Annotated in this window: 24 protein-coding genes and 1 riboswitch; of the genes, 16 read left to right on the top strand and 8 right to left on the bottom strand. The window is 64.0% G+C overall.

The window, feature by feature from the left end; genetic code table 11:
• Positions 1 to 88 precede the first annotated feature (88 nt).
• From AC3WWH_RS04285 to AC3WWH_RS04265, 5 genes are read left to right on the top strand one after another with little or no spacing between them, the layout of a single operon-like run.
• Positions 89 to 769 carry an energy-coupling factor ABC transporter ATP-binding protein gene (locus tag AC3WWH_RS04285; RefSeq protein WP_058320390.1) on the top strand — a complete coding sequence of 227 codons (681 nt, stop codon included), beginning with the start codon at positions 89 to 91 and terminating at the stop codon, positions 767 to 769.
• On the top strand, positions 763 to 1368 hold the full coding sequence (locus AC3WWH_RS04280) for a CbiQ family ECF transporter T component (protein ID WP_082640658.1): 606 nt from the start codon (positions 763 to 765) through the stop codon (positions 1366 to 1368). The genes AC3WWH_RS04285 and AC3WWH_RS04280 overlap by 7 nt, the downstream gene beginning before the upstream one ends.
• A gap of 36 nt (positions 1369 to 1404) precedes the next feature.
• On the top strand, positions 1405 to 1968 hold the full coding sequence (locus AC3WWH_RS04275) for a biotin transporter BioY (protein WP_058320391.1): 564 nt from the start codon (positions 1405 to 1407) through the stop codon (positions 1966 to 1968).
• A gap of 4 nt (positions 1969 to 1972) precedes the next feature.
• Complete coding sequence (locus tag AC3WWH_RS04270; protein ID WP_058320530.1) at positions 1973 to 3475, top strand: class I adenylate-forming enzyme family protein; 1503 nt, start codon at positions 1973 to 1975, stop codon at positions 3473 to 3475.
• A complete protein-coding gene (locus tag AC3WWH_RS04265) occupies positions 3453 to 4634 on the top strand; it encodes a thiolase family protein (protein ID WP_058320531.1) in 1182 nt (393 codons plus the stop codon). Before AC3WWH_RS04270 ends, AC3WWH_RS04265 begins: the two co-directional genes overlap by 23 nt.
• A gap of 56 nt (positions 4635 to 4690) precedes the next feature.
• On the opposite strand, the gene AC3WWH_RS04260 is transcribed toward AC3WWH_RS04265, so the two are convergent.
• Positions 4691 to 5092: an acyl-CoA thioesterase gene (locus AC3WWH_RS04260; protein WP_058320392.1), complete on the bottom strand. Its 402-nt coding sequence runs from the start codon at positions 5090 to 5092 to the stop codon at positions 4691 to 4693.
• A 16-nt stretch (positions 5093 to 5108) separates the two neighbouring features.
• On the opposite strand from AC3WWH_RS04260, the gene AC3WWH_RS04255 reads away from it, so the two are divergent.
• The 7 genes from AC3WWH_RS04255 (at position 5109) to AC3WWH_RS04225 (ending at position 12820) form a co-directional block, all read left to right on the top strand.
• A complete protein-coding gene (locus AC3WWH_RS04255; RefSeq protein WP_058320393.1) occupies positions 5109 to 6080 on the top strand; it encodes a zinc-dependent alcohol dehydrogenase family protein in 972 nt (323 codons plus the stop codon).
• A gap of 63 nt (positions 6081 to 6143) precedes the next feature.
• Positions 6144 to 7073, top strand: coding sequence for a histone deacetylase family protein (locus AC3WWH_RS04250; RefSeq protein WP_058320394.1), 930 nt, complete (start codon positions 6144 to 6146; stop codon positions 7071 to 7073).
• Positions 7074 to 7075: 2 nt separating this feature from the next.
• Positions 7076 to 7327: an exodeoxyribonuclease VII small subunit gene (locus AC3WWH_RS04245; RefSeq protein WP_058320395.1), complete on the top strand. Its 252-nt coding sequence runs from the start codon at positions 7076 to 7078 to the stop codon at positions 7325 to 7327.
• 110 nt (positions 7328 to 7437) lie between these two features.
• Positions 7438 to 8361, top strand: coding sequence for a pirin family protein (locus AC3WWH_RS04240; RefSeq protein ID WP_058320396.1), 924 nt, complete (start codon positions 7438 to 7440; stop codon positions 8359 to 8361).
• Between the two features lie 244 nt (positions 8362 to 8605).
• A complete protein-coding gene (gene dxs / locus AC3WWH_RS04235; protein WP_057250732.1) occupies positions 8606 to 10519 on the top strand; it encodes a 1-deoxy-D-xylulose-5-phosphate synthase in 1914 nt (637 codons plus the stop codon).
• 283 nt (positions 10520 to 10802) lie between these two features.
• Positions 10803 to 11573 carry a TlyA family RNA methyltransferase gene (locus AC3WWH_RS04230; protein WP_058320397.1) on the top strand — a complete coding sequence of 257 codons (771 nt, stop codon included), beginning with the start codon at positions 10803 to 10805 and terminating at the stop codon, positions 11571 to 11573.
• Positions 11570 to 12820, top strand: coding sequence for a class I SAM-dependent RNA methyltransferase (locus AC3WWH_RS04225; RefSeq protein WP_058320398.1), 1251 nt, complete (start codon positions 11570 to 11572; stop codon positions 12818 to 12820). The genes AC3WWH_RS04230 and AC3WWH_RS04225 overlap by 4 nt, the downstream gene beginning before the upstream one ends.
• 169 nt (positions 12821 to 12989) lie before the next feature.
• Here the strand turns inward: AC3WWH_RS04225 and mcpU are convergent, their stop codons facing one another.
• From mcpU to AC3WWH_RS04210, 3 genes are all read right to left on the bottom strand, one after another.
• Complete coding sequence (gene mcpU, locus AC3WWH_RS04220; protein WP_492376895.1) at positions 12990 to 15077, bottom strand: methyl-accepting chemotaxis protein McpU; 2088 nt, start codon at positions 15075 to 15077, stop codon at positions 12990 to 12992.
• 354 nt (positions 15078 to 15431) lie between these two features.
• On the bottom strand, positions 15432 to 16184 hold the full coding sequence (locus AC3WWH_RS04215; RefSeq protein ID WP_058320399.1) for a crotonase/enoyl-CoA hydratase family protein: 753 nt from the start codon (positions 16182 to 16184) through the stop codon (positions 15432 to 15434).
• A gap of 11 nt (positions 16185 to 16195) precedes the next feature.
• On the bottom strand, positions 16196 to 17977 hold the full coding sequence (locus tag AC3WWH_RS04210; protein ID WP_058320400.1) for an acyl-CoA dehydrogenase family protein: 1782 nt from the start codon (positions 17975 to 17977) through the stop codon (positions 16196 to 16198).
• A 187-nt stretch (positions 17978 to 18164) separates the two neighbouring features.
• Between AC3WWH_RS04210 and AC3WWH_RS04205 the strand changes: the two genes are divergently transcribed.
• Positions 18165 to 19154 carry a transporter gene (locus AC3WWH_RS04205; protein ID WP_058320401.1) on the top strand — a complete coding sequence of 330 codons (990 nt, stop codon included), beginning with the start codon at positions 18165 to 18167 and terminating at the stop codon, positions 19152 to 19154.
• Between the two features lie 47 nt (positions 19155 to 19201).
• Here AC3WWH_RS04205 and AC3WWH_RS04200 read toward each other — a convergent pair whose 3' ends face one another.
• Together AC3WWH_RS04200 and AC3WWH_RS04195 are read right to left on the bottom strand one after the other, a co-directional pair.
• Positions 19202 to 19654 carry a BA14K family protein gene (locus AC3WWH_RS04200; RefSeq protein ID WP_057250743.1) on the bottom strand — a complete coding sequence of 151 codons (453 nt, stop codon included), beginning with the start codon at positions 19652 to 19654 and terminating at the stop codon, positions 19202 to 19204.
• Between the two features lie 171 nt (positions 19655 to 19825).
• Positions 19826 to 19957, bottom strand: coding sequence for a hypothetical protein (locus tag AC3WWH_RS04195; protein ID WP_255570933.1), 132 nt, complete (start codon positions 19955 to 19957; stop codon positions 19826 to 19828).
• 103 nt (positions 19958 to 20060) lie between these two features.
• Here AC3WWH_RS04195 and AC3WWH_RS04190 point away from each other — a divergent pair, with 103 nt between their 5' ends.
• Positions 20061 to 21212 carry a glycoside hydrolase family 25 protein gene (locus AC3WWH_RS04190; RefSeq protein ID WP_082615826.1) on the top strand — a complete coding sequence of 384 codons (1152 nt, stop codon included), beginning with the start codon at positions 20061 to 20063 and terminating at the stop codon, positions 21210 to 21212.
• Between the two features lie 4 nt (positions 21213 to 21216).
• Here AC3WWH_RS04190 and AC3WWH_RS04185 read toward each other — a convergent pair whose 3' ends face one another.
• Both AC3WWH_RS04185 and AC3WWH_RS04180 read right to left on the bottom strand, forming a co-directional pair.
• Complete coding sequence (locus AC3WWH_RS04185; RefSeq protein WP_057250745.1) at positions 21217 to 22311, bottom strand: FAD-binding oxidoreductase; 1095 nt, start codon at positions 22309 to 22311, stop codon at positions 21217 to 21219.
• 1 nt (position 22312) lies between these two features.
• Positions 22313 to 23557 carry an aromatic ring-hydroxylating oxygenase subunit alpha gene (locus AC3WWH_RS04180; RefSeq protein WP_057250748.1) on the bottom strand — a complete coding sequence of 415 codons (1245 nt, stop codon included), beginning with the start codon at positions 23555 to 23557 and terminating at the stop codon, positions 22313 to 22315.
• A gap of 104 nt (positions 23558 to 23661) precedes the next feature.
• Positions 23662 to 23870, bottom strand: a riboswitch (cobalamin riboswitch).
• 313 nt (positions 23871 to 24183) lie between these two features.
• Between AC3WWH_RS04180 and AC3WWH_RS04175 the strand changes: the two genes are divergently transcribed.
• Both AC3WWH_RS04175 and AC3WWH_RS04170 read left to right on the top strand, forming a co-directional pair.
• Positions 24184 to 24783 carry a DUF6656 family protein gene (locus AC3WWH_RS04175; RefSeq protein WP_492376894.1) on the top strand — a complete coding sequence of 200 codons (600 nt, stop codon included), beginning with the start codon at positions 24184 to 24186 and terminating at the stop codon, positions 24781 to 24783.
• 79 nt (positions 24784 to 24862) lie between these two features.
• Positions 24863 to 25837, top strand: coding sequence for an L-threonylcarbamoyladenylate synthase (locus AC3WWH_RS04170; RefSeq protein WP_057250750.1), 975 nt, complete (start codon positions 24863 to 24865; stop codon positions 25835 to 25837).
• The last annotated feature ends 48 nt before the right edge of the window (positions 25838 to 25885 follow it).

Genomic DNA, 25885 nt, shown 5'->3' with positions numbered 1-25885 from the left:
GTCCCGCTCCACCGCATTGCCCTTGTTGCCGGACTTGGCCTATAGAGCACCCCGAAAGCGGCGCGGGCCGAAGATAGCGAGGGACGGAATGGACATCCGCTTTACCGATTGCGCGGTCCGCTTCGGCGAGCGGGTGGCCTTGCACCCACTGAACTTGGCGCTCAGTGAAAAGCGCGTCGGTATCATCGGTCTCAACGGTTCCGGCAAGACCACTTTCGCCCGGCTGATCAATGGCCTGGTCAAGCCTTCCTCGGGTCGAGTGACGGTCAACGGGCTGAACACGGTCGAAGACGATCGCGCCGTGCTTTCCGAAGCCGGCTTTATCTTCCAGAACCCGCAGCACCAGCTCATCATGCCCATCGTTGCCGAAGACATCGCCTTCGGCTTGAAGAACCGCGGGCTTCCTCGCGAGGAAATCGACCGCCGCATGCAAGGCGCGCTGTCGCGCTTCGGTATCGAACATCTGGCACGACGGCGCGTGCACGAGCTTTCGGGCGGAGAGACGCAGCTCGTCGCCATGGCGAGCGTCGTCGTCACCGATCCGAAAATCCTCATCCTCGATGAGCCGACGAACCAGCTCGACCTGCGCAATCGACGCCGCGTCGCCGAAACGATCGAGGGGCTGCCGGAGGATACGGTGGTGATCACCCACGATCTTGCACTCGTCGAGAATGTCGACCGGCTGCTGCTCTTCCATGAAGGGCGGCTTGCGGCCGACGGCGACCCGCACGAGACCATTCGCCGCTACCACGAGATCGCCGGATGCTGACGAGCCTGCACATCGAAGGCGACAGCCTGCTGCACCGCCTGCCGGTGAGAGTGAAGCTCATTGCACTCGTAGCCCTGAGCATCGTCCTCTTCCTCAGCGGTTCACTGGTGCTGCAGGCGATCGCCTTCGTCCTTGCTGCCGGCCTCTATCTTTCCGTTGGGCTCTCCCTGAAGGAGGCAATCGCGCGCGTCGGCTTCGTCTTCCTGACGATCTTCTTTCTGGCCGCGGTCAACCTTTTTCTGCTGCCGGTCGGCGAGGTCGCGACCCTGACATTGAGGCTGATGGCCTTGGTGCTGTTTGCGGCCGCGGTCACGGCGACTACGACGATCAGCGCCTTCATGGACGAGATCACCATCCTCTTGACCCCTTTCGAACGGTTGGGTTGGCTGCGGGCGGCCGATGTCAGCCTGGCGCTCGGGCTGGTGCTGCGCTTCGTCCCCGACATCTTCGCGCGCTACGAGGCGATCCGCGAGGCGCACCGCGCCCGCGGCCTGCCGATCCGACCGTTGACGATCATCGGGCCGCTGATCATCCTGACGCTCAAAGATGCCGATACCATCGCGGCGGCAATTGACGCGCGCGGATTTCGTCGCCAATAGATGCGAAAAAACTAATACACAGGGAACCGCAACGTCATGAACACCAGAGATCTCGTCCTCATCGCCCTCTTCGCCGCGATCGTCGTCGTGCTTGGCCTCATTCCGCCGATCACGCTCGGCTTCATTCCGGTGCCGATCACCGCCCAGTCGATGGGCGTGATGCTCGCGGGGTGCATTCTCGGCGCCAAGCGCGGCGCGCTCGCCTTTCTCCTGTTCCTGCTTTTGGTCGCCATCGGCCTGCCGGTGCTCTCGGGTGGTCGCGGCGGCCTTGCCGTGTTGGCCGGCCCATCGGGCGGCTTCATCATCGGCTGGGTCGTCGCCACCTTTGTCACCGGCCTGATTGCCCAGCGCACCGTGCGCGAGGGCCAGGCGGAAACGCGCCAGTTCATCGGCTTCTTCCTCGCCTCCGTCCTCGGCGGCATCGTCGTGCTTTATGCGATCGGCATGCCCTGGGTTTCGGCGGTTACCGGCACGCCGCTCCTGACCGTCGCCACCGGTTCGCTCGCCTTCATCCCGGGCGACCTCTTGAAGGCAGCGATCGCGACGCTGGCCGCGCGCGCCGTCTATGCCGGCTATCCGCTGCTGCCGGCGCGCGCCTGAACCGATGCCGTTGGCCGCCGCGGTCCATCGCCACGCGGACGAACATCCGTATGCCCCGGCCTTCCGTATGGAGGGCCGGGTTTTCACTTTCGATAAGCTGGAGCGCCTCGCCGGACAGCTCTTTGCGGCATTCGACGGTTTGGCGGGGAGCGCCGGGCACCGCAGCGTGCTTGGAAACCGCGCGCGCCTGATCGTACTTGAGGCCGGCAATCATCCACTCTTCGCCGCCGCCTTTCTCGCCGCCACCAGCCAAGGCTATTGCGTCGCGCTGATCGACCCGCATCTGCCGGCCGCAACCCGCCAGGCCATGCGCGACCGCTTGTCTCCCGATCTTATCGTCAGCGCCAATGGCGCGGACTTGTCTCTTCACGCTCCGGCAAGCGGCGAGACGCGATCCTTCCACGAGAGCGACGGCAAAGAGCGAGCGCCACTCGCAGCCGGCAAAGAAAGCGAGCCGTTTCTGGTCGTTTTCACCTCGGGAACGACCGGCGCGCCGAAAGCGATCATCCGTGATCGCGGCTCGTGGCGCAGGAGCCTGGCCACCGGCGCGCGCTTTTTTGGCATCGACCATGGCACCCGCACCTTTGCTCCCGGTCCCCTGGCGCACGGGCTGACGCTCTACGCGCTCGCAGAAACGCTCGTCGCCGGCGCCGAATTCATCGGGGCGGCTCATTTCGACGCAGCGCGAGCGCTAACCATCATCGAGACGGAGAAAGTGAAACGCCTGGTGCTGGTACCGACGATGCTGCGGCGGCTCTGCGCAGCGGCCACGAACAGACCGCAGGCCTGCGTCACACAGATCACCGTCGCCGGCGCCAAACTGACGGCGAGCGATCGCGCCGTCGCCGCACTCGCTTTTCCGAAAGCGGAGGTCATCGAATATTACGGCGCCTCGGAACTGGGCTTCATCAGCGTCGCAACAAAGGACGACACCGCTTCGGCCACCGCCGTCGGCAGCGCCTTTCCCGGCGTTGCGCTCAGCATTCGCAATGACACAGGGGATGAAGTGCCCACAGGCGAAACGGGGACGATCTTCGTCGACAGCGCCCTCATCTCCGACGGTTATGTCGGCGACGCCGATGGCGCCGGTTTCCGCCGTCTTGGCCAGCTTGCGACGGTGGGCGACATCGGCTTCCTCGAGGACGACGGTACGCTTCATCTTCTCGGGCGCGCCGGCGGTATGGTGCTGTCGGGCGGCAACAACATCTACCCGCAGGAAGTGGAGGCGACACTTGTCGCCTACCCTGACGTTCACGCTGCGCTCGTCCTCGGCCTTGATCATCCCGACCTCGGCAGCGAACTCGTCGCCGTCATCGAGCCGGATGGCAGCATATTTGACCGAGAAGCACTTGAGCGTCATCTCGCTGCCCATCTGCCGCGCTACAAACATCCGCGCCGCATCTGGCTCTGCCCGAAGATGCCGATGACGCAGTCGGGCAAGGTAGCGGCGGGCACGCTCAGGCAATGGATCGCGGATGGAAACGATGCTCTCGAACTCATCGACTGAGCCGGCACGCATACCGGTGATCATCGCCGCGCTCCGGACGCCAATCGGCCGGGTCAACGGCACGCTTCGCGATATCGAACCGTCGCAGCTGGCAGCACCGCTGATCGCCCGTATTCTCGGCGATGTCGGGCTGGAAGCGACCGATATCGACGACGTCATTCTCGGCAATGCCGCAAACAGCGCCGGCAATCTCGCCCGGCTCGCAGCGCTCGAAGCAGGCCTGCCGGTCTCGACGCCGGGCGTGACCGTCGATCGGCAATGCGGCTCCGGGCTGGAGGCGATCACGCTCGCGGCGCGGATGATCCAGGCGGGTGCCGGCCGCTTCTACCTGGCCGGCGGGACCGAGAGCGCCAGCCGCGCGCATATCCGTCTGAGGCCGCCGCTGGAGCGCGGCGGCGAGCTCGCGCCCGTCAAGCGCGCCCGCATGGCACCGGACGAGATCGGCGATCCGGACATGGGCGTCGCCGCCGAAAACGTCGCGACCGCCTGTAGGATCTCTCGCGAACGGCAGGATGCCTTTGCGCTTCAAAGCCATCGCCGCGCCGTTGAAGCCGAGCTTGCCGGCCGTTTCGTCCGCGAGATCGTGCCGATCGAGACCGCAGCGGGCTTTGTGTCTCGCGATGAGTGCCCGCGTCCGAACGCGTCGATGGAAACACTGCAGCGGCTGAAGCCGGTCTTCGTCGAGGGTGGCACGGTGACCGCCGGCAATGCCTGCCCGATCAATGATGGCGCGGCGCTCGTGTTGGTAACGAGCCTCGCGGAGGCGAAACGGCTCGGCGTTCCCTTCGCGCTCGAATTCGTCGATGCGGCGACGGCCGGCGTGCACCCCAACCTTCTCGGCCTCGGCCCCGTGCCGGCGATGCAGAAGCTGAAAGTGCGGCAACCCGCGCTCGACCCGGCCAAGGTCGATTTCATCGAATTCAACGAGGCCTTCGCTTCACAGGTGCTTGGTAGCCTCGACCAGCTCGAAATTGCCAAGGAAAGGGTCAATCTCGATGGCGGCGCCATCGCGCTCGGCCATCCCTATGGCGCGTCAGGGGCAATCCTTACGGTCCGGCTTTTCTCGCAAATGTTGACCGCGCCCGCCGGCACCGAAGGACTGGCGATGATGGGCGTTGGCGGCGGCATGGGCATCGTCGCCCTGTTTCGCGCGGTTTGAGCGCGCGCAATTGCGGACGGAAAACCGCTTCGCACTTTTCCTGCAATTGCTTTGGTTCAGACCGTATAGGCCGCCAGCCATTCCCGTGTCGCGGTCGGCAGCGGCAGCGGGGTGTGGCGTTGCGGATCGACCGCCACCCAGACGACCTCCACTTCCGCCACAAGTTGGCCGCGCGCCTCGACCTTGACGGCGAAGCTGATCGAGCTGCCGCCGATTTTTGTTACGTTGACAGTGAAACGGGCCGGTTCGTCGTAACGCAGGCCGCGGTGATAGACGCAGGCCGAGCGGCGCACGAGATAGCTCGGCTCGTTCACCACATGCGGGCGGTGGCGCCAGAGACAGGAAAGGGCTGCTTCCGCATGGGCATAATAGGCGGCATTGTGCATATGGCCGTGCATGTCTATATCGCGAAACGGAATACGGATTTCCGTAACGTTCTCCAGCTCCCTGCCGTCCATGCGAGGCTCCCCGACGATGCGCTCCACCCTCGTTAGACAGTTCGGCGACCCCCGGCAAGTGATTGCGCTCGTCGATGGGGAACGCGTCGCACCGGGACCGGGCGAAGTCGAAGTAGCGCTGTCGCTTGCCGCCATCAACCCGTCCGATCTCATCCCGGTGACCGGCGCCTATAGCGCCCGCACCACCCTGCCCTTCGTTCCGGGCTTCGAGGGCTTCGGTACGGTGACGCGCGTCGGCGGCGGCGTGACTTCGCTGAAACCCGGCGACCGCGTGGTGCCGATCGGCGCCAGCGGCCTCTGGCAGGAGTATCTGCTGCGACCGGCCGAATGGTGTTTCACACTGCCCGACGACATCAGTGAGACCGGTGCGGCGACCTGCTACGTCAATCCGCTGACGGCGCTGCAGCTGATCGAGGCCCTGCGCGCGCATTTCGGCGCGCTCGACCGGCGCCGCATCGGCGTCACGGCGGCAGGGTCCGCGATCGGCGGGATGCTGATGAAGCTGCTTGCCGGCGAAGGCGCCGACGCGGTCGGCATCGTACGCAGTCAGCGCAGTGCCGATCGACTCGCCGTCGAGGCTCCCGGTCGCATCGTTCTTGGCGACGAGAGCCGCTTACCCGACCTCCGGCTCGACGCGATCGTCGACGCCGTCGGCGGTCCGTTTGCCGGCGACCTTATCATCCGCGCGATCGAGCCTGGCGGCGCCTTTATCCAGTATGGCGCTCTAAGCGGCATTCCGGTGCCGCAGGCGGCCATCCAGTCGCGGTCGGATATCCGCTTTTCGTTCCTGTGGCTCCGCACCTGGGTGCATTCGGCCGGACGGCTCGCGATTGAGGCCGCCTTTGCGAAAAGTTTCGACGGCCTGCGCACCGGTCTCTTTTCCAGCCGGATCGCGGAGATCTATCCCTTGAGCCAGCTCGGCGCGGCGCTTGCGCATCAGGCAGATGCGGGCCGCGACGGTAAACTGCTGCTCGATCCGCGCTGTTGAAAATTCCGCCTTTCGACTGCCTCGCCATGGACCTTGCAGGGTGACAGCACTAGGTTTCGCGACATGACCACGTTCCTCTATGAAAATCCGGTCTTTCTGGAACACGAGGTTCCGGAGGGGCATCCCGAACGGCCGGACCGGCTGAAGGCGCTGAACCTTGCGCTCGAACATCCGAACTTCGCCGATCTCAAGCGGATCGAGGCGAAGAAGGTGAGCGAAGATCTCGTTCTGCTCGTTCACCCGGAAGAACACCTGCGTAACGTCAAGCGCGCCATCCCGGCGGAAGGCATCAACCATTTCGAGGCGGACACCTATGCCAGCCCCTTGAGCCTCGAAGCCGCACTGACGGGCATCGGCGGGGCGACCGCCGCGGTTGACGCGGTCTTCACCGGCAAAGCCGACAACGCCTTCGTCGCGGCGCGCCCGCCCGGTCATCACGCCGAGAAAAACAAGGCGATGGGCTTCTGTCTGTTCAACACCGTGGCGATTGCCGCCCGGTACGCCCAGAAGGCCCATGGCGCCGAGCGCGTTGCGATCGTCGACTGGGACGTGCACCACGGCAACGGCACGCAGGACATTTTCTGGAACGATCCGTCCGTGCTCTTCTGCTCGACGCACCAGATGCCGCTTTACCCCGGCACCGGCGCCAAGGACGAGACGGGCATCAAGGGCAACATCGTCAACGCGCCGCTGTCGCCGAACATGGGCAGCGAGCAATTCCGCGAGGCGTTCCGCAGCCGCGTGCTTGCGGCGCTCACCAATTTCCGGCCGGACTTCATCCTGATTTCCGCCGGCTTCGACGCCCATCACCGCGATCCGCTGGCACAGATCAACCTCGTCGCCGAGGATTTCGACTGGGCGACCGGGCGCCTGCACGAGATCGCCGACCGCAGCGCCGGCAACCGCATGGTCAGCCTGCTCGAAGGCGGCTATGACCTTCAAGGCCTAGCCGAATCGGCCGGCCTGCATATCTCAAGACTGATGAGAGGGTAACCATGAACAACACCACGCAACCGGACGTTTCCGCCCTCACCTTCGAGCAGGCCGTCGAGGAACTGGAGCGGATCGTCTCGGCGCTGGAGCGCGGCGACGTCGCCCTCGACAAGTCGATCGAGATCTACGAGCGCGGCGAAGCGCTGAAAAAGCATTGCGAGGCGCTGCTGAAGGCTGCCGAAGACCGCATCGAAAAGATCCGCCTCGACCGCGCCGGCAAGCCGCAGGGCGTGGAGCCGCTCGACGCCGATTGAGAAGCGGATTGATTGCTCCGCGGAAACGCTTCGTATCGGATTGGTCCCTAGCCGCCTCAGTGCGCAGGCGCTAGTTATTGATATGACAGCAAGAAACGGGAGCACGCGCCATGTCTTTCTTTCCAGGCCCCGATCCGCTCGCCGGCGACAAACCCGCCTGTGACGCCATCGAACATCTGATCGTTCCGCGCACCAGCGATATCGGCGGGCTGCAGGTTCGCCGCGCCCTGCCGTCGGCGAAGCGGCGCCTGGTCGGCCCCTTCATCTTCTTCGACCGCATGGGTCCGGCGCTGTTGCGCGCCGGCGAGGCAATCGACGTGCGCCCGCATCCGCATATCGGGCTTTCGACCGTCACCTCTCTCTTCGACGGCGAGATCAAGCATCGCGACAGCCTCGGCACCGAGATGGTCATCCGCCCCGGCGACGTGAACCTGATGACCGCGGGCCGCGGCATCGTGCATTCCGAGCGCTCGCCGGAAAACCAGCGCGGCCACGCCCGCTCGATCTCCGGCTTGCAAACCTGGCTGGCGCTACCCGACCACAAGGAAGAAATCGACCCGATTTTCAGCCACACCGAGGAGCGCATGCTGCCGCATATGAGTGATGACGGCATCAAGGCGCGGGTGGTCCTCGGCAATTTCGAAGGCGCGAAGTCGCCCGTCTCGGTCTTCACCGACACCATCTATGTCGACCTCAACATCGCTCCGGGCAAAAGCGCCCCCTTTGCCGCACAGTGGGAAGAACGCGCGCTCTACATTCTCTCCGGCGAGGCGATCATCGCCGGCGACCACTTTGCCGACAACCAGCTGCTCGTCTTCCGTCCGGGCGACGAGATCACGGTGACCGCCGGGCCTGAGGGCTGTCACGTCATGCTCTTCGGCGGTGCAGCACTTGGCTCCGCCCGCCACATCTGGTGGAACTTCGTCTCCTCCTCCAAGGAGCGCATCGAGAAGGCCAAGGAAGAGTGGCGCACCGGCCGCTTCGACATCGTGCCCGGCGACGAGGAAGAATTTGTTCCGCTGCCCGAAAGCTGATCTCGACCGCAAGTAGAACGGCATAAGCGCATAAAACCGCGCAACATTGCCTCATGGCGCTTGAATCGATTTCGATTCACAGAATCATGCGCTAGTCTCTTGGTTGACGACGCAGGAACGCCTAATTTTGCATTCAGCAACGATTGCGTCTAAAGAGCCGCTTCGACGGTACCACCAACTATCGCGCGCCTGACCCCACGGCGCGCATGAGGCATGCAGCGTGACACAACTGCCAACCAATCCGATGCCGGCTACTCCCTTGCTCGACAAGGTGACTTTCCCCGACGATCTGAAGAAGATCGACGACAAGGATCTGCCGCAGCTTGCCGGTGAGGTCCGAGCGGAAATGATCGACGCGGTGTCGCGCACCGGCGGCCATCTCGGCGCCGGCCTCGGCGTTGTCGAACTGACGATTGCCATCCACAAGGTCTTCAACACGCCGGATGACCGGCTGATCTTCGACGTCGGCCACCAGTGCTATCCGCACAAGATCCTGACCGGCCGTCGCGACCGCATCCGGACGCTGCGCCAGGAAGGCGGCCTTTCCGGCTTCACCCGCCGTGCCGAGAGCGAGTACGACCCCTTCGGCGCCGCCCACTCCTCGACCTCGATTTCTGCCGGCCTCGGCATGGCGGTCGCCGCCGATCTCGACGGCAAGAACCGCAACGTCATCGCCGTCATCGGCGACGGCGCGCTTTCGGCCGGCATGGCCTATGAGGCGCTCAACAATGCCGGCGCGCTCGACGCCCGCCTGATCGTCATCCTCAACGACAACGACATGTCGATTGCGCCGCCGACCGGCGCGATGAGCGCCTATCTGGCACGCCTTGCCTCGGGCCGCACCTATATGGGCATCCGCGAGGTTGGTAAGAAGCTGACCGCCTATCTCGGCAAGACCGTCGACCGGGCGATCACCCGCGCTGTCGAGCATGCCCGCGGCTACGTCACCGGCGGCACGCTCTTCGAAGAGATGGGCTTCTACCATATCGGCCCGATCGATGGGCACTCCTTCGACCATCTCCTGCCGGTGCTGCGCAATGTGCGCGACAATGCCAAGGGTCCGGTGCTGATCCATGTGGTGACGCAGAAGGGCAAGGGCTATCCGCCGGCGGAAGCCGCGGCCGACAAGTATCACGGGGTCAACAAGTTCGACGTCATCACCGGCGCCCAGGCGAAGGCCAAGCCGAATGCCCCGGCCTATACCTCGGTCTTTGCCGATGCGCTGACGCAGGAAGCCGGTTTCGACGACAAGATCGTCGCCGTCACCGCCGCAATGCCGTCCGGCACCGGTCTCGACAAATTCGCCAAGGTCCATCCGTCGCGCTGCTTCGACGTCGGCATTGCCGAGCAGCACGCCGTAACCTTTGCCGCCGGTCTTGCTTCCGAAGGCTACAAGCCCTTTGCAGCGCTTTACTCCACCTTCCTCCAGCGTGGCTACGACCAGGTGGTGCACGATGTGGCGATCCAGGGGCTGCCCGTGCGCTTCCCGATCGACCGCGCCGGCTTCGTCGGCGCCGACGGTCCGACCCATGCAGGCTCCTTCGACACGACCTATCTCGCCACACTCCCCGGCTTCGTCGTGATGGCCGCCGCCGACGAGGCGGAATTGAAACACATGGTGCGCACTGCCGCCGCCTATGATGCCGGACCGATTTCGTTCCGCTACCCGCGCGGCGAGGGCGTCGGCGTCGAAATGCCGGAGCGCGGCCAGATCCTCGAGATCGGCAAGGGCCGCGTCGTCAAGCAGGGATCGAAGGTGGCGCTGCTCTCCTTCGGCACGCGCCTTGCCGACTGTCTGCTGGCCGCAGAAGACCTCGATGCCGCCGGCCTTTCGACGACCGTTGCCGACGCCCGCTTCGCCAAGCCGCTTGACCATGACCTCATCCGCCAGCTGGCCCGTAACCATGAGGTGCTGATCACCATCGAGGAAGGCGCCGTCGGCGGCTTCGCCAGCCATGTGCTGCAGTTTCTCGCTGAAGACGGCCTGCTCGACGGCGGCCTCAAGGTCCGCCCGATGGTCATGCCCGACATCTGGATGGAGCAGGCCAAGCCCGAAGCGATGTATGCCGCCGCCGGTCTCGACCGTGCCGGCATCGTCTCTACTGTTTTCAAGGCGCTCGGCCAGAAGCAGGATATCGGCATCGGCGCTGCCGGCTGACACGAACGGCGCCCCGTTTAAAAGCAAAACCCCGGCTCTGGTCGGGGTTTTGCTTTTTGTGGATACCGTCGGAGTTCCCGTCTGCGCCATCGCTGTGTTCCCACGAGACAAAGATCTGCGGGGTTGAACCACTCGGCGGAGGCAACTGGTGTAGCGTGGCGCAGGCGGCGGACGGTAAGTATTCCCCGATTTCTTGGGTTTCCTAGCTGTTAAGCCCAAAGCGGGTCATCGCTCCGAGCGCGAGGGGCTTGCCATTGGGGCGGCAAGTCGCCATGAGAAGCACATGTCAGAAGAACGCCAGAATGAAGAACACAGAAACAGGGTGCGCCTGGATCAGTTGCTGCTCAACACGGGACTGGTCGCCAGCCGCGCCCGCGCCCGAGACGCGATCCAGCGCGGCACCGTCAAGGTCGATGGCCGCACAGTGACCAAGCCGTCATTGATGTTCGCCGAAAGCGTGACGATCACCATTGATGACCCGGCGCAGGACTATGTCTCCCGCGCGGCGCTGAAACTTGTCGCGGCACTCGATCATTTCGCGCTCGATCCCTCGGGCGAAAGCTGTCTCGATATCGGTGCCTCGACCGGCGGCTTCACCGAAGTGCTGTTGAAGCGCGGGGCAGAGCACGTGGTTGCCATCGACGTCGGTCACGGCCAGATCCATCCGCGCATCGAAGGTGACCCGCGTGTCACCAGCATCGAGGGCCTCAACGCCCGCGCGATGACTGAGGACGACGTCGACAACCGAGAAGTCACCTTCGTCGTCTCGGACGTCTCGTTCATCTCGCTGAAGCTCGCCCTCCCCCCGGCGCTCGAGATGGCGCTTCCCGGCGCGCACTGCATCCTGCTGGTGAAACCGCAATTCGAGGCCGGCCGCGATGCAATCAGCAAGGCGGGGCTGCTCAAGGATCCCGACAGCGCTCCGGCCGTTGCTGCCGAACTGGAACGTTGGCTTGTGGAGGACATGGGCTGGCAGAGCCTCGGCCTCATCCCCTCGCCCATTGCCGGCGGCGACGGCAATGTCGAATTCCTGCTGGCGGGCAAGAAGCCATGAGCACCGAGACCGTCACCATCAACCGGCTCGGCGCCCAGGGCGACGGTATTGCAGAAGGCCCTGACGGGCCGATCTATGCGCCCTTCACGCTGCCCGGCGAAAGTGTGGCGCTCGCGGTCAACAAGTCGCACGGCACGCTGATCTCGCTGAGGGAACCGTCACCCGAGCGCATCGAGCCGCACTGTCGGCATTTCGGGCCCGATGGTGTCAACGGCACCTGCGGCGGCTGCACGCTGCAGCATGCGTCAGACACGCTCTATCACGGCTTCAAGCGCGATCTCGTCATCGCTGCCTTGAAGTCGAAAGGCCTGAAGCCCGAGGTGGCCCCCCTCATTACCGCCCAGCCGGGTCAGCGCCGGCGCGCGGTCTTCACTGCCCGCAAGACCGAGAAGGATCTGCTTCTCGGTTTCAACCAGGCCGAAAGCCACCACATCGTCGCGATCTCCGAATGTCCGATCGCGAGCCCGGGCATCGTCTCGAAGCTCGCAACCATCGCCAGAATCGGCACGGCGATGGCCGTCAATGCCGAGCCTTTCCGTATCACCGTGCTCGAAACGCTCTCCGGCCTCGACCTCGCTGTCGATGGCATCAAGAAGCTCGACGACCGCGAGCGCCGCCGCACGGTCGAAGCGGTGCTTGGCGAGCGTGGCATCGCCCGCGTCAGCCTCAATGGCGAAATCATCGTCGAGCCGGTGAGACCGGTGATCGATTTCGGCGGCGTTTCCGTTTCACCGCCCCCAGGCAGCTTCACCCAGGCGACGGCGCAAGCCGAGGAAGCGATGGCGAAGCTGGTGCTCGACCATCTCGGCAAGGCCAAGCGCGTCGCCGATCTCTTTGCCGGCTGCGGCACCTTCGCACTGCGCATCGCCCGCAAGGCGCGCGTTCATGCGGTCGAGGGCGAGGACAAGGCGCTCAAGGCGCTCGATTTCGCCGCGCGCAACACGCAAGGGCTGAAGCCCGTGACGATCGAAAAGCGCGACCTCTTCCGCCGCCCGGTCATGGCGCAGGAGTTGAAGGTGTTTGACGCGATCGTCTTCGACCCGCCGCGGGCCGGCGCCGAGGCGCAATGCCAAGAGATCGCCCGCTCCGGCGTCAAGAAGATCGTGGCCGTTTCCTGCAATCCGGTCACGCTGGCCCGCGACCTCTCGATCCTGACCGCCGCCGGCTACCGCATCACCTCGGTGACGCCGATCGACCAGTTCCTCTGGTCGTCTCATGTCGAGGCGGTGGCGACACTGGAGAAATAAGACAAGGCCGAGAAGTCGGCGGACGGCGTCAAGAACACCCCAATGACAAGGGCCCGGTTTCCCGGGCCTTTGTCATGTCAGGCTTGAAGCACTTGCGACACCGATTCACGACAGTGGTCTTATCGCTTTGTTATTGCAGCGTTCTGTCGATGGCCACGCTGAGCTCCGCTCAAGCCGCGCGACGACGGCCACCACTTACCGTCGGCACTTCGCCGAGGTTGAACTGGGCGAGCAGCGCATTGAGCGAAGCGGCTTCGGAGGCGAGACCATGGCTTGCCGCCGTCTGCTCCTCGACCATCGCCGCGTTCTGCTGGGTGCCCTGGTCCATGGTGTTGACGGCCGTGTTGATCTCCTGAAGACCCGTCGACTGTTCGCGCGTCGCGGTCACGATTGCGCTCACGTGCTTGTTGATCTCCTGGACTTCGGCGACGATCGTCTCCAACGCCTTGCCGGTATCGCCGACGAGCGTCACGCCGTTGCGCACCTGGTTGCCCGAGGTGGTGATCAGCGCCTTGATCTCCTTGGCGGCATTGGCCGAACGCTGGGCAAGCTCGCGCACTTCCTGGGCGACGACGGCAAAGCCCTTGCCGGCCTCGCCGGCACGGGCGGCTTCGACGCCGGCGTTCAGCGCCAGCAGGTTCGTCTGGAAGGCGATGTCGTCGATGACGCCGATGATGTTGGAGATTTCGCCCGAAGACTTCTCGATCGCGTGCATCGCCTCGACAGCGTTCGCAACGACTTCGCCTGATTTCTCGGCGCCGGCACGGGTGCGGGCAACGAGAGCGCCGACTTCCTCGGCCCGGCGGGCGGAATCCTTGACGGTCGTGGTGATCTCTTCCAGAGCAGCAGCAGTCTCTTCGACCGAGGCTGCCTGCTGCTCGGTGCGGCGGGCAAGATCGTCGGCGGCCGAGCGGATTTCCGTTGCACCGGCACCGATGCCTCGGGCGTTGGCGCCGACAGCGCGGAGCGTGTCGTGCAGCTTGGCGACCGAGTTGTTGAAGTCGGCCCTTAGACGGTCAAGGCGATCGGCAAACGGGTTGTCGATCCGGTAAGCGAGATCGCCTTCGGCCAGGCGGCCGAGGCCGGACGCCAGACCATCGACGGCCTGCTGGATTTCCGCCGCATCCCGCGCCTTCTGCGCCTCGCGCTCCAGACGCTCACGTTCCGACAGCGAACGGTTCGCATCCGCTTCGCTTTCGAGACGGGCACGCTCGACGGCATTCGCCTTGAAGATGGCGACGGCCGCGGCCATCGAGCCGATCTGGTCGGTACGCTCTTCGCCGGGAATTTCGACGTTGTGGTTGCCCGAAGCGAGCTTCTCCATCGCGCCGGTCATCTCCGTCACCGGACGGATGACCAGACGGTTGAGGAAGGTCGCAAGGAAGACCAGCATCACGCCGACGGCCAGGATGGTGGCGATGGTGGCGGCGATGCGGAACTGGTCGATCGCCGAGTAGGCGGCGTCGGCATCAATGACGAAGCCGACATACCATTCGACCGACGGCAGACCCTGGACCGGAACGAAGCTCACCAGCATCGGCTTGCCGCCGAGCTCGGTGTTCATGATGCCGGAGCCGATCGTCGGCGTGTCGATCGGGAAGGCGTCGGTGAGCGACTTGGTGACGAGCTTGGCATCCGGATGCACGAGGATCTGGCCGTCCTTGCTGGCGAGGAAGGCGAAGCCTTCACCGCCGACATCGACGCCCTTGATCATTGCCACCAGCGTATCGAGCGAAAAGTCGCTGGCCGCAACGCCATAGAGCTTGCCATCACGCTTGACCGGGACGGCGGCGCTGATGATCAGCGCGCCACTGGAGGCGTCGACATAGGGCTCGGTCAAGACGCGGGCGTCGGCCTTGACGGCCTGCTGGTACCAGGGGCGCTGGCGCGGATCGTAGCCGGCCGGCATCGGATTGTCCGGCCAGGTGATGAACTTGCCGCTTTCATTGCCGACATAGGTCGACATGAACTCGCTGGTCAGAACGTCGTTCTTCAGGATCGGCTGGATGGCGCTATCGTCCGCGACGTTGCCGGTGGCATTGGCCACCATCGCCGTCAGCGTAACGCGGCCGTTCAGCCACTTGGCGACGCTCTGGGCGGCCTGCGTGCCGGATGAGGCAATGTTCTCCTCGACGGCCTTGGTCGTGGTGCCACGCTGCAGCGTGTCGATGTAAACGGAAAAGCCGGCAAAGGCGCCGACAACGACACAGGACGCGGCAACCAGAATGCGCGTCATGAGGTTCGATCGCTTGGACAAGATGGGCTCCCAATGGGTGCCGGCGCTCACCGCCGGACATGAGCTCTCGATGATTTTCGCGCAGCACCCTTCGCCCGTCTGGATGACGGCGAGCAGATGCGTACGGAAAACGTTGAACATGCCAGAAGGCGGAGCCAGCCATGCTTCATGCGGCTGGGGCCTCTCGAAGTGAGGATAGGCCTATCGCGCCGCACGCTAGCGATCGCTATTTAAGAACAAATTAAAATTGAACTATGCAAGTTCGCGATGCCGACGGCAACGCGATCTTTACTGTCCGGAGGCTAGGACATCCCCCCGAACGCAAAACGGGCGCCGTTCGGCACCCGTATCTCGCCTCGCAATGGGCAAGACGTATCAGCGGCGCATAAAGGCCTCGAATGCGGCACGCGCCTCGGCACTCTTCAACTGCGCGGCGAAATGCTTGGCTTCCTCGTCGATGCGCGCAAGAACGTCGTTGCGGTCGCCACGGACGAGGTCGCGGGCGATGCGAAGCGCTTCCGGCGGCTTTTTGGCGAGACGGGCGGCGAGTGCCAGCGTTTCTTCTTCCACCGCGTCCTGGCCGACGATCTTCCAGATCAGCCCTGCGTCCAACGCACCTTTGGCATCGAGCGGCTCGCCCGCCGCAAGCAAGGCGAAAGCCCGCTGATGGCCCATGATGCGCGGCGCTATCAGGCTCGACGCGGCTTCCGGCACCAGCGCCAGATCGACGAAGGGCGTCTTGAACAGCGAACGTTCAGAGGAGATCGTCAGGTCGCAATGCAGATGGATCGTCGTGCCGATGCCGATCGCCAGGCCATCGACGCCCGAGACGATGGGTTTGGTTGCGGTCGCCAGCGCCTTCAGGAACTCGATCACCTCCATGCCCATGGAGCCACCCATGGCGAAGGCGAGAAAATCGGCCATGTCGTTGCCGGCGGAGAAACAACCATCGGTGCCCAGGAAGGCGGTGGCGCGCACGGCCGGATCGCTTGAGGCAACCGTCAGCGCATTGGTCATCTTCGCGTACATGTCGCGGGTGATGGCGTTCTTCTTTTCCGGCCGGTTGAAGCGGATCACCTGGACGCCGGGATAGGCTTCCGGCCGCTCGATGAGCACGTGGTCGGTCATGACAATTCCTCTCAAGCCAGAACGGCGCGGGCGACGGCCAGGCTGTCGGCGCCGTTGACGACACGATCCTTCAGGGCGGTCGTTTCCGCCAGGAGGTTTTCGGCGGTGAAGCGGCAGAGTGCGATGCGCTGGTCTTCCTTGCCGTCAGCCACTTCGGCCAGACCGCCCTTCGCCAGATAGGCGCCGCTCAGCGTCAGGCCGAACAGGCGCTGATAGGCCGTCGCGCCAGCGAGCGCTTCGGCGAGCTTGCCGCCGGCGACGGCCGCGATCAGCCACTCCGTCGCAGCCGAAAGATCATCCAGTGCCGCATCAAGGCGCGCCGCCGTCTCGCCGAAACCATTCCGGTTCGAGGCGCGCACGGCCTGCGCGATCTCGCGCAGTTCGCCGATGAAGCCGCGCACATGCGCGCCGTCGGAGAGCGGCAGCTTGCGGGTGACGAGATCGATCGCCTGGATGCCGTTGGTGCCCTCGTAGATCGGGGCGATGCGGGCGTCCCGCAGGTAGCGGGCGGCACCGGTTTCCTCGATAAAGCCCATGCCGCCATGCACCTGGATGCCCATCGAGGCGACGTCGACGCCGGCGTCGGTCGAGAAGGACTTGGCAATCGGCGTCAGCAGGCTGGAGCGCTCCTGCCAGTATTTTGCTTTTTCGCCTTCAGCCGCATGCGCCATGTCGACGGCGTGGGCACAGGCATAGGAGATCGCGCGCGACCCTTGCGTCAGCGCCTTCATCGTCAGAAGCGTGCGGGCGACATCGGGATGCTCGATGATCGGGCTCATGCCCTGCCCCGTCCAGCCGGGCGCTTTGCCCTGGGTGCGTTCCTTGGCAAAGGCGATCGCCTTCTGGGTGGCGGCGTCTGCGATGGCGACGCCCTGCATGCCGACGGCGAGACGCGCATTGTTCATCATGGTGAACATGCAGGCGAGACCGCGGTTTTCCTCGCCGATCAGATAGCCGATCGCGCCCTTCTCTGCGCCGAACTTGCCGTCGCCGTAGATCATCGTGCAGGTCGGCGAACCGTGGATGCCGAGCTTGTGTTCGAGCGAATGGCAGAAGAGATCATTGCGTTCGCCGAGCGAACCGTCATCCTTGACCAGGAACTTCGGCACCAGGAAGAGCGAAATACCCCTCGTCCCCGCCGGCGCGTCGGGAAGCCGGGCAAGCACCAGATGGATGATGTTGTCGGTGAAGTCGTGTTCGCCCCAGGTGATGAAGATCTTCTGGCCGAAGATGCGGTAGGTGCCGTCGTCGCGGCGCTCGGCGCGGGTCTTCAGCACGCCGAGATCGGAGCCGGCATGCGGCTCGGTCAGGTTCATCGTGCCGGTCCATTCGCCAGAGACCATCTTCGGCAGATAGGTGGCTTTCAGCGCTTCAGAGCCGTGCTTTTCCAGCGCCTCGACGGCGCCCATGGTGAGTGTCGGACCAAGCGCGAAGGCCATGGAGCCGGCGTTCCACATCTCCATGGCGGCGACATGCAGCATGTGCGGCAGGTTCTGGCCGCCGAATTCTTCTGGAGCCGTCAACCCGTTCCAGCCGCCAGCGATCCAATTGTGATAGAGGTCACGCCAGCCATCCGGCGTCTCGACCTTTCCTTCGACCAGACGCGAGCCCTGACGGTCGCCGACGTCGCCGAGGGGCGCCACCTCCTCCGTCGCGAATCGGCCCGCTTCCGACAGGATGGCATCGACCAGATCTTCGCCGAGGTCGCCGAGCGCACCCGATTGCAGCGCGTCGCCCATGCCTGCCACGTGTTTCAGCGTAAACGCGATCTCGTCGACGGGTGCCTTGTACATGATGATCCTCCCAGATAGCCAGGTCGCGCAGGGCGCATCCTCGTTGCGCCGAACACTATTGATTTTTACGTAAACGTCAACGTCAATTGCCGCACTCTGCCACGACGTCGCGCCGCTTCGACTGTAACAAAACTGTCATCAACGGCGCATAGAAGCCAAGGCATAAGGCTTTTGCCAAGGCGTTCAGATGAACCTGATTTCCCCCGAAATACCCGGCATCGTCTGGGCCTATCGTTTCCTGCCAGGCGAAAGCCGCTGCCAGCGCATCGCCACCGACGCTTCGGTCGACAGCCTGCTGACCGGCGAAGGATGGGTCTGGGTTCATCTGGCGCTCTCCGATGCACGCACGCCTGCCCTCATCGAGCGGATCGGCAACCTTCCGCCACTCGCGGTCACCGCGCTGACCAGCCACGACACGCAGGCCGCGATTACGGTTTCGGATGATATCGTACACGGCACGCTCGTCGACTTCGAGCGCACCTTCGATGCCGTGACCAAGACGATCGGCTGGCTGCATTTCGCCGTCAGCGACCGGATCATCATCACCACACGCCTGCATCCGCTGCGCAGCATCGACCGCGTCAAGGCGGCCGTGGAGAAGAGCACGAAATGTGCCCGCCCGATCGACCTCTTCGAGATGATCGTGGTCGAGTTCCAGCGCACCTTGATCTCGCTGGTTCTGGAATTGACCGAGGAGCTGAACGTCATCGAGGATCATGTCTATGGGGCGGCGGGACATCGCCAGCAGCCGGGGCTTGCGCCGCTCCGCCGCACGGTGGTGCGGCTTCATCGGCATCTGCGCACGATCCTGGCTTTGCTGAGGCGGGCGGCCGCCTCGGATGAAGACGAGGTGCCGCCCGGCTTCATCGACGTTGCCGAGCGGCTTTCGGACCGGCTCGAGGCGGTCGACCGCGACGTCTTCGCTTTGCAGGAACGGGCACGACTGCTGCACGAAGAAATCGACAGCAAGATCTCCTCGGAGACCAACCGCCACCTTTACATCCTGTCGCTGATGACCGCGTTCCTGCTGCCGCCGACGCTCGTGACCGGCTTCTTCGGCATGAACACCGGGGCGCTCCCCTTCGCCGATGGCAGCGGCACGCTCTATGCCGCGCTGTTCATCGCGTTTTCCATGGGCTTTGCCTGGTGGATCCTCAGGCGGATCGGGATTCTTTGAATGTCAGAGAAGAGGCCGGCGGCGAAAGCCCCCGGCCCTGCTCACCCTTAGCTATAGGGCGAATAGCACTGCTGGCGCGGGCCGCCATAGGGCTGATAAGTATTGTCATAGGCCCTGTAGGACCGGTACCGGTTGGCGCACCATTGCACATGGCGGCTGCCATAGACGGGAGCCGGACGCTCGTAGCGCGGAGGCTGGGCGATTGCCCCGCCGATGATCACGCCGGTGCCGAAGGCGGCCATCGGGTACCACCAACCGTTATAGTAACGGTATCCCGGACGGCGGTAGTTATAACCGCGGTAGCCATTGTAGTAGTAATAGTTGCCGCGGCGTTCATACCCCGGCCTGCGATACTGAACGTTCGTCGCGTCGTTCTGCCGCTCGACGCGCGGCGGCGTCGGCATGAACGCCTGCGACGGGGCCGCGGACGTCATCAGGACTGCCACGGCAATGATCGAAGAAAACCACCGGCTCTTCCCGGTCTTCAGCAAAGTCTTCATCAAAACCTCCATAACCGAATCCACGCTCCGCAGGGTGCCGAAAAATCGGGCAACCACGGGAACTTCAGCCTCTGCGTGATTTCACCCGGTTCGCTGCAAACCGGGGATGACCCTCAGCCGGGAAATCCGAAGCCAACCAGCAACGCATAAGTCACCGGTTTTGTTCCATCTTCAGGCATCGCGGCTGCTGCGGATCAGCAGCTGCAGATCGGCAGCAGTGACGGCTTTGGCGCATTCGTTCATCCGCCTGTCGGCGTCGAAGGCATCACGCGACACACCAATATTATGCAAGGCATTGCTCATATACAGCCGGAGGTCGGTATACTTTCGCGCGCCGCTCCAGCACAGTCCGCCTCGGGGGCTGGGATTTACGATACATTAACGATACTGTCGGCAATCTCAGAGAATGGCAAAGCGGTATATCTCCACCACAGGGATGATTCTGCGCCTCGCGACCTTTCTAGGTCTGGCTTTCGCGGCGGCGATCGCACGCGCCGGTGAACTGGAGCCCTGGAAGACCAAGTCCAACGCCATCATCGTCGATGCCTATGAGATGAACAGCATCGACTGGGAAACGATGCTTGCGGACAAGCGCATCTCCGGCTTCATCGCCAAGGCCTCCGACGGCCTGCCCGAAAGCTTCTCCTGCACCGGCGACCACAACGGCGACACCTTCAACCACTGCAAGACCATGTGGCGCAAATACGCAGTCAGCCGCGAGCTCTACCAGACCCGACGCATGATCGCCCGCACGCACGGGCTGCTGTGGGGTGCCTACCATCTCGCCCGTCCCGGCAATCCCGTCGACCAAGCAAACCATTTCCTCGACTACGCCGAGCCGCGCGACGACGAGTTGATGGTTCTCGATCTCGAGGGCATCGATGCCGAGAAATACATGTCGCTAGAGGATGCCGCGATCTTCGCCGGCCACGTCAAGACCCGCACCGGACGTTATCCGATCCTCTATACCAACCACATCACGGCCAAATATATCGCCGCGCACCGCGCCAAGCACCGGCTGCTGTCGCGCCTGCCGCTCTGGTACGCGCGCTACAAGCCGGATATCCGCCAGGTCTTCCCGATGGGCAATTGGGAAAGCTATGCGTTGTGGCAGTTCTCGTCCGGCATCAATTGCGGCAAGCGGCGTTGCCCCTACCGGGTACCGGGGACGCTCGACGATATCGACGTGAATGTCGCTGCAATGTCGCCGCTGGCGCTGAAAGCGATTTGGGCGCAGGGTGCCTTGCTGCCTGAAAAGCCATTGCCGCTCGCCCTCGTCGCTCAAGCCGAGCAAGGGACGGGCATGCACGCGGTCGCACGGGCGACCGCAACGCTTAGCGAGCCGCTGCTTGTCAGCCGTGCCGGTGCCACGAGCGGCGCCGGCAGCGGCGTCGACATGTTGGTGACAGGCTCGATCGACTTCGCTCGCCACGAGCGCGCCCTACAGGTGGCGGTCGCCGCCGATGACGCGGCACAGGGCGGTTGTGGCAGCGCAGTTGCCAATGCCGACACGCTACGGCGCGTTGCAATCAAGCCTGCGCCCTGCAACACGCCCTGATCCTTCAGGCTTCGATCTGGACATCTCCCAGCGGCCGCGAGCAGCAGGCGAGGATGTAGCCCTCGTCGATCTCGTCATCGAGAATACCGCCATTGTGGTTCATCTCGACCTCGCCCGCGACCTTCATCACCCGGCAGGTGCCGCAGATACCGCCCTCGCAGGCAGCGCCGATCCTCACACCATTGGCACGCGCCGTCTGCAGGATCGTTTGGCCGGGTTTCGCCTCGACCTCCTTGCCGCTCATGGTGAAGGCGACCTTGGCCGCCTGAACCTCACCATCATCGCCGGCACCGGCGCGCACGGCGATCTCTTCCGCGGCAGGTGCTGCCGCCGGCTGGAAGCTCTCCTCGTGATAGCGGGCCATGTCGAAGCCGGCTGCCTTCAGCATCTCGCGCACACCGCGCATGAACGGTTCCGGACCGCAGCAGAACACCGTGCGCTCCTGGAAGTCGGGAGCGAGCAACGGTAGCTTGGCACCGTCGATGCGGCCGCGCAGGCCATGCCAGCCGTGACGCGCCTCGTGCCCCTCGACGATGAAGCCGAGGTTCAGCCCGGACATCTGTGTCGCCAGAACCTCGAGCTCCGAGCGAAACAGAAGGTCGTCCGGCCGGCGAGCACAGGAGATGAAGGTGACATCGGTCTCCGGCACGCAGTCGGCCATCCAGCGCGTCATCGACATCATCGGGGTGATGCCGGATCCGGCGGAGATAAACAGGTACTTTTCGCCGGGATGACGGACGAAGCTGAAATCTCCGAGCGGTCCAAAAGCCCGGAGCTTCATGCCCGGCTTCAGGTGATCGAACATCCAGCGGGTGCCGACGCTGTCGGCCTGCGCCTTCACCGTGACGGCAATTGACAGCGGTCGCGATGGCGTCGACGACAGGGTGTAGGTGCGCATGACCGGTTCGTCGGCGACCGGCAATTCGAGGGTGACGAACTGGCCGGGCAGATAACGAAACCAGGCGGGCTTCTCCGCACGGAAGGTGAAGGTCATGACATCGGCGGTTTCGACAACCGCCGATGTGCATTCGAGCATCTGCTGCCGGTCGATCCAGACATGCAGTTCGTCGAAATGATGGAAGGAGGACGCCATCTGCATGTCAGGCGACCTTTGAGAGCGGAGCCGCATCGCCCTGCAGGCGCTGCTCCATGAACTTGCAGTACCATTCGACGAACTGCATCACGCCACCCTCGTGCTCCGGCGAATACGGACCGGGCTCATAGGCCGGCGAGCGGATGCCGAAGGCATTTTCCTCGACGATCTGGCGATCCTGGTCGTTGGTCTCGGTCCAGACATGAGTCAGATCCTCGAGCGTGTAGTCGACACCTTCGACCGCGTCCTTGTGGACCAGCCACTTCGTTGTCACCTGCGTGAGTTCCGGCCCCAGCGGCAACACGCGGAAGGTGATGGCGTGATCCGAAAGCACGTGGTTCCAGGTCGTGGGGTAATGGAACATCAGGAGCGTGCCGATCTGCTTCTGCCTGACATCGGCCGACAGCGCCCTTTTTACGGCGGGCGCACCCGACATGGTGTAGCTTTCGGCATTATCGACCAGCGGCATGCGCGCGGCGCGGAACTGGCCGGTCGGCGACATCCGGAACTCGCTCGGCAGGCCCTCGGCCTCGCACTTCGCCCAATGGGCGGCAATCACCGGATCGTCCTTGGCGCCCTGCACCCCGGTCGCGGTCGGCGCTTCCGGATAGGTCCGGCAGAGTTCGGGGTGATTGGCGGCGCAGTGGTAGCACTCGCGGTTGTTCTCCCAGACGAGCTTCCAGTTGCCCTTTTCGATGATGGTGCTTTCGAAGGCGACCTTGGTCTCTCCCAGCCGGTGCGGCGCGAGGTAGGGGAATGCCAGCTCGCGGAAGGCGGCGAAATCCGCCGGCGTCTCCGACAGGTTGATGAAGATGTAGCCGCCGACCGTTTCGCAATGGATCTGCTTCAGGCTGTGGGCTGCCTTGTCGAAGTCTTCGCCCATCTGGCGTGCGAAGAGCAGCGAGCCGTCGAGCTCGTAGGTCCATTGATGATAGGGACAGACGAGCTTTGCCGAAGAGCCCTTGTGCTGCGTGCAGACGCGGGAGCCGCGGTGGCGGCAGGAGTTGTGGAGCGCGCGGATCGTGCCCTGGCGATCGCGGGTGATGACGACCGGATAGTCGCCGACCTGGACGGTGAAATAGTTGCCGGCCCGCGGGATTTCGCAATCGTGGCCGATGAACAGCCAATCCCGATACCAGATGTTTTCCAGGTCCTGCCGGTAATAGTCGGGGTCGATGTAGAAGGCCCGATCGAGGCTGTAGCCGTCACGCCGGCCCTTCAGCTTGCGAAGCATATCGGTCTTGGTATCCATGTCCTGTCCTCATGCGCCATGTTTCGGAGAGGCAGGACAGGAACCCGCATGGGCGCACGCCCATGCGTTTTAGGCTCCGATCCGGCTGCCCGCCGCAACCCGTTACGGTTATGTCTGTCAAGGCTGGTTTCCGGGCTCAGGAGCCGTCCTTCGAAGGACCAGCCCGGCGCCTTCCCGGACGGAAAACCGTCCAGTGGCCTTTTGCCGAGGCTTTCGCTCCACCACCGTTGCGGGGGCAGCGCCGGGATTTGACCGGCTTCCCAATTCTCCGCCTTCCCCTTTGGAAGACGACACCTTGAGTAAGGATATGTAAGCGCGGAAGGCGCCTCGGCAGGCGCCGGATAGCGACATTCAATTCCAGAATGACGACACGATCGAAACCGCCTTTTGGAAACGGATGCGAGAATTTTTCACTTTATAAACATATAGATAGATCAAAAATTGGGCAGATGCCGGCTTTTGTGACTGACATGACGCAGACACAGGAAGGCTTCGCCCGTTTGCGACATTCCCATGAATGTGCAGGGGCATCTTCCGCGAACGAAAGGAAATCCTTCATTAACCATAAGCCACTAGGCTTGCCGGCGGACGAAGATGTCCGGCAGGCAGACGGCGCACTGACGATCATGGCAAAGTTCAGATATTACGACGCTGCGGCCGAGAAGCCGCCGGCGGTCATGCCGAAGACGGCCGTGCACACCGAGTTTCTGCGCACCGGCAGGATCAACCGCCGGCAATGGCTGCCGAGCGAGCGACGGTATCTGAGCTACGAAGAAGTCGCGGACAGGACCGGCAAGAAGCTCGCGACCGCCGGTGACACGACGCACAAGCGGATCAACGGCTTTCATGCCTCGATCCAGTTTCCCAAGCTGATTTTTCACCGCACGCTCGTCGGCAAGCCGCATCTCGGCTATTGCCATGTGACGGCGGCGCGGACGGCGGTCACGCCTTCCAAGGACATCAACTGGTCGTTCTACTTCGCCAATTTCTTCAGCGACCTTGGTGATGAGACGCATTTCTTCGACCGTATCCAGAGCGGCTATTCCCGCATGTATTTCGCGGTCGCGATCGAGCCGAACGCCGAAGACGGACAGATGGTCATCAACCGCAACGTCCGCGACAACGGGCTCCTCTTCCGCACGGACGACCCCAAGGTTGCTCTCAAGAACGTGCTGATGCTGGGTGCCCGGGACTCCGCGCTGCGCCGCATTATCCGCAGTCTCTGAGGCAGCAACCGAACGCCCCCAAAAAAATCGTTCTGTTTTCCCGGCACGTCCGTTAAGGAAGCGTCGGAAAGGAAACGGCATGGCAGAGATCATCGACACAGGCAGGGAACCGGACCGCGCGATCGAACGCGCCTGCGCCGTTCTTGCCGAAGGCGAACCGGTCGCGATTCCCACCGAAACCGTCTATGGCCTTGCCGCCGACGCCACCAATCCCGATGCGATCAGCCGCATCTACGAGATGAAGGGCCGGCCGCGCTTCAATCCGCTGATCTCGCATGTCTCCGACATGGCGATGGCCGAGGCCCATGTGCGCTTCGACCCGATTTCCCGACGCCTGGCGGAAACCTTCTGGCCCGGACCCCTGACGCTGATCTTGCCGCAGCGGCCCGATAGCAGCGTGCATGCGCTGGCCTCGGCCGGCCTCGACACGCTTGGCATCCGCATGCCCGACGGCTTTTCGCGCCGGGTGATCGCCCGCTTCGGGCGGCCGCTCGCAGCGCCCAGCGCCAACACCTCGGGCAAGATCAGCCCGACCAGTGCGGTCCATGTCGATGCGGATCTCGGCGAAAAGCTGAAACTGATCCTCGACGCAGGCCCGGCCGAAATCGGCTTGGAGTCCACGATCATCAAGGTCGATGGCGACGAGATCCGGCTGCTCCGCCCCGGCGGCCTCGATGCCGCAGAAATCGAGCGCCTGCTCGATCGTCCGGTGATCCGACCGGAAACGGCGGGAGCAACGATCGAGGCGCCGGGCATGCTGGCCTCCCACTACGCGCCCGGCGCGGCCGTCAGGCTCGATGTTGCCGATGTGCGTGCGGGCGAGGCCTTGATCCGCTACGGCGGCGGCCGGATCGCCGGCGAGGAACAGGCGGCCATCGTTCTCGATCTCAGCCCGACCGGAAATCTTCACGAAGCGGCAGCCAATCTCTTCGACTACATGAAGCGGGCCGACGCCAGCGGCGCTGCGACGATCGCCTTCGGGCCGATCCCTTCGGAAGGATTGGGAGAAGCGATCATCGACCGGCTGCAGCGTGCGGCGGCGCCGCGAGGGTGAGATCGCGTGCGGCTTCTCCTCCGCACCCCGCCCTCACCGGACGGCCGC

Source organism: Ensifer sp. EB106-03-01-XG145, assembly GCF_058792075.1.
The sequence above is the reverse complement of the archived record's forward strand: the minus strand, read 5'-3'. Positions and strand labels throughout refer to the sequence as shown.

Bases quoted from the DNA above. Each gene is read 5' to 3' on its own strand.
- AC3WWH_RS04285 (WP_058320390.1), top strand. From the start codon at position 89: ATGGACATCCGCTTTACCGATTGCGCGGTCCGCTTCGGCGAGCGGGTG.
- AC3WWH_RS04280 (WP_082640658.1), top strand. From the start codon at position 763: ATGCTGACGAGCCTGCACATCGAAGGCGACAGCCTGCTGCACCGCCTG.
- AC3WWH_RS04275 (WP_058320391.1), top strand. From the start codon at position 1,405: ATGAACACCAGAGATCTCGTCCTCATCGCCCTCTTCGCCGCGATCGTC.
- AC3WWH_RS04270 (WP_058320530.1), top strand. From the start codon at position 1,973: ATGCCGTTGGCCGCCGCGGTCCATCGCCACGCGGACGAACATCCGTAT.
- AC3WWH_RS04265 (WP_058320531.1), top strand. From the start codon at position 3,453: ATGCTCTCGAACTCATCGACTGAGCCGGCACGCATACCGGTGATCATC.
- AC3WWH_RS04260 (WP_058320392.1), bottom strand. From the start codon at position 5,092: ATGGACGGCAGGGAGCTGGAGAACGTTACGGAAATCCGTATTCCGTTT.
- AC3WWH_RS04255 (WP_058320393.1), top strand. From the start codon at position 5,109: ATGCGCTCCACCCTCGTTAGACAGTTCGGCGACCCCCGGCAAGTGATT.
- AC3WWH_RS04250 (WP_058320394.1), top strand. From the start codon at position 6,144: ATGACCACGTTCCTCTATGAAAATCCGGTCTTTCTGGAACACGAGGTT.
- AC3WWH_RS04245 (WP_058320395.1), top strand. From the start codon at position 7,076: ATGAACAACACCACGCAACCGGACGTTTCCGCCCTCACCTTCGAGCAG.
- AC3WWH_RS04240 (WP_058320396.1), top strand. From the start codon at position 7,438: ATGTCTTTCTTTCCAGGCCCCGATCCGCTCGCCGGCGACAAACCCGCC.
- dxs (WP_057250732.1), top strand. From the start codon at position 8,606: ATGCCGGCTACTCCCTTGCTCGACAAGGTGACTTTCCCCGACGATCTG.
- AC3WWH_RS04230 (WP_058320397.1), top strand. From the start codon at position 10,803: ATGTCAGAAGAACGCCAGAATGAAGAACACAGAAACAGGGTGCGCCTG.
- AC3WWH_RS04225 (WP_058320398.1), top strand. From the start codon at position 11,570: ATGAGCACCGAGACCGTCACCATCAACCGGCTCGGCGCCCAGGGCGAC.
- AC3WWH_RS04215 (WP_058320399.1), bottom strand. From the start codon at position 16,184: ATGACCGACCACGTGCTCATCGAGCGGCCGGAAGCCTATCCCGGCGTC.
- AC3WWH_RS04210 (WP_058320400.1), bottom strand. From the start codon at position 17,977: ATGTACAAGGCACCCGTCGACGAGATCGCGTTTACGCTGAAACACGTG.
- AC3WWH_RS04205 (WP_058320401.1), top strand. From the start codon at position 18,165: ATGAACCTGATTTCCCCCGAAATACCCGGCATCGTCTGGGCCTATCGT.
- AC3WWH_RS04200 (WP_057250743.1), bottom strand. From the start codon at position 19,654: ATGAAGACTTTGCTGAAGACCGGGAAGAGCCGGTGGTTTTCTTCGATC.
- AC3WWH_RS04195 (WP_255570933.1), bottom strand. From the start codon at position 19,957: ATGAGCAATGCCTTGCATAATATTGGTGTGTCGCGTGATGCCTTCGAC.
- AC3WWH_RS04190 (WP_082615826.1), top strand. From the start codon at position 20,061: ATGGCAAAGCGGTATATCTCCACCACAGGGATGATTCTGCGCCTCGCG.
- AC3WWH_RS04185 (WP_057250745.1), bottom strand. From the start codon at position 22,311: ATGCAGATGGCGTCCTCCTTCCATCATTTCGACGAACTGCATGTCTGG.
- AC3WWH_RS04180 (WP_057250748.1), bottom strand. From the start codon at position 23,557: ATGGATACCAAGACCGATATGCTTCGCAAGCTGAAGGGCCGGCGTGAC.
- AC3WWH_RS04175 (WP_492376894.1), top strand. From the start codon at position 24,184: ATGGCAAAGTTCAGATATTACGACGCTGCGGCCGAGAAGCCGCCGGCG.
- AC3WWH_RS04170 (WP_057250750.1), top strand. From the start codon at position 24,863: ATGGCAGAGATCATCGACACAGGCAGGGAACCGGACCGCGCGATCGAA.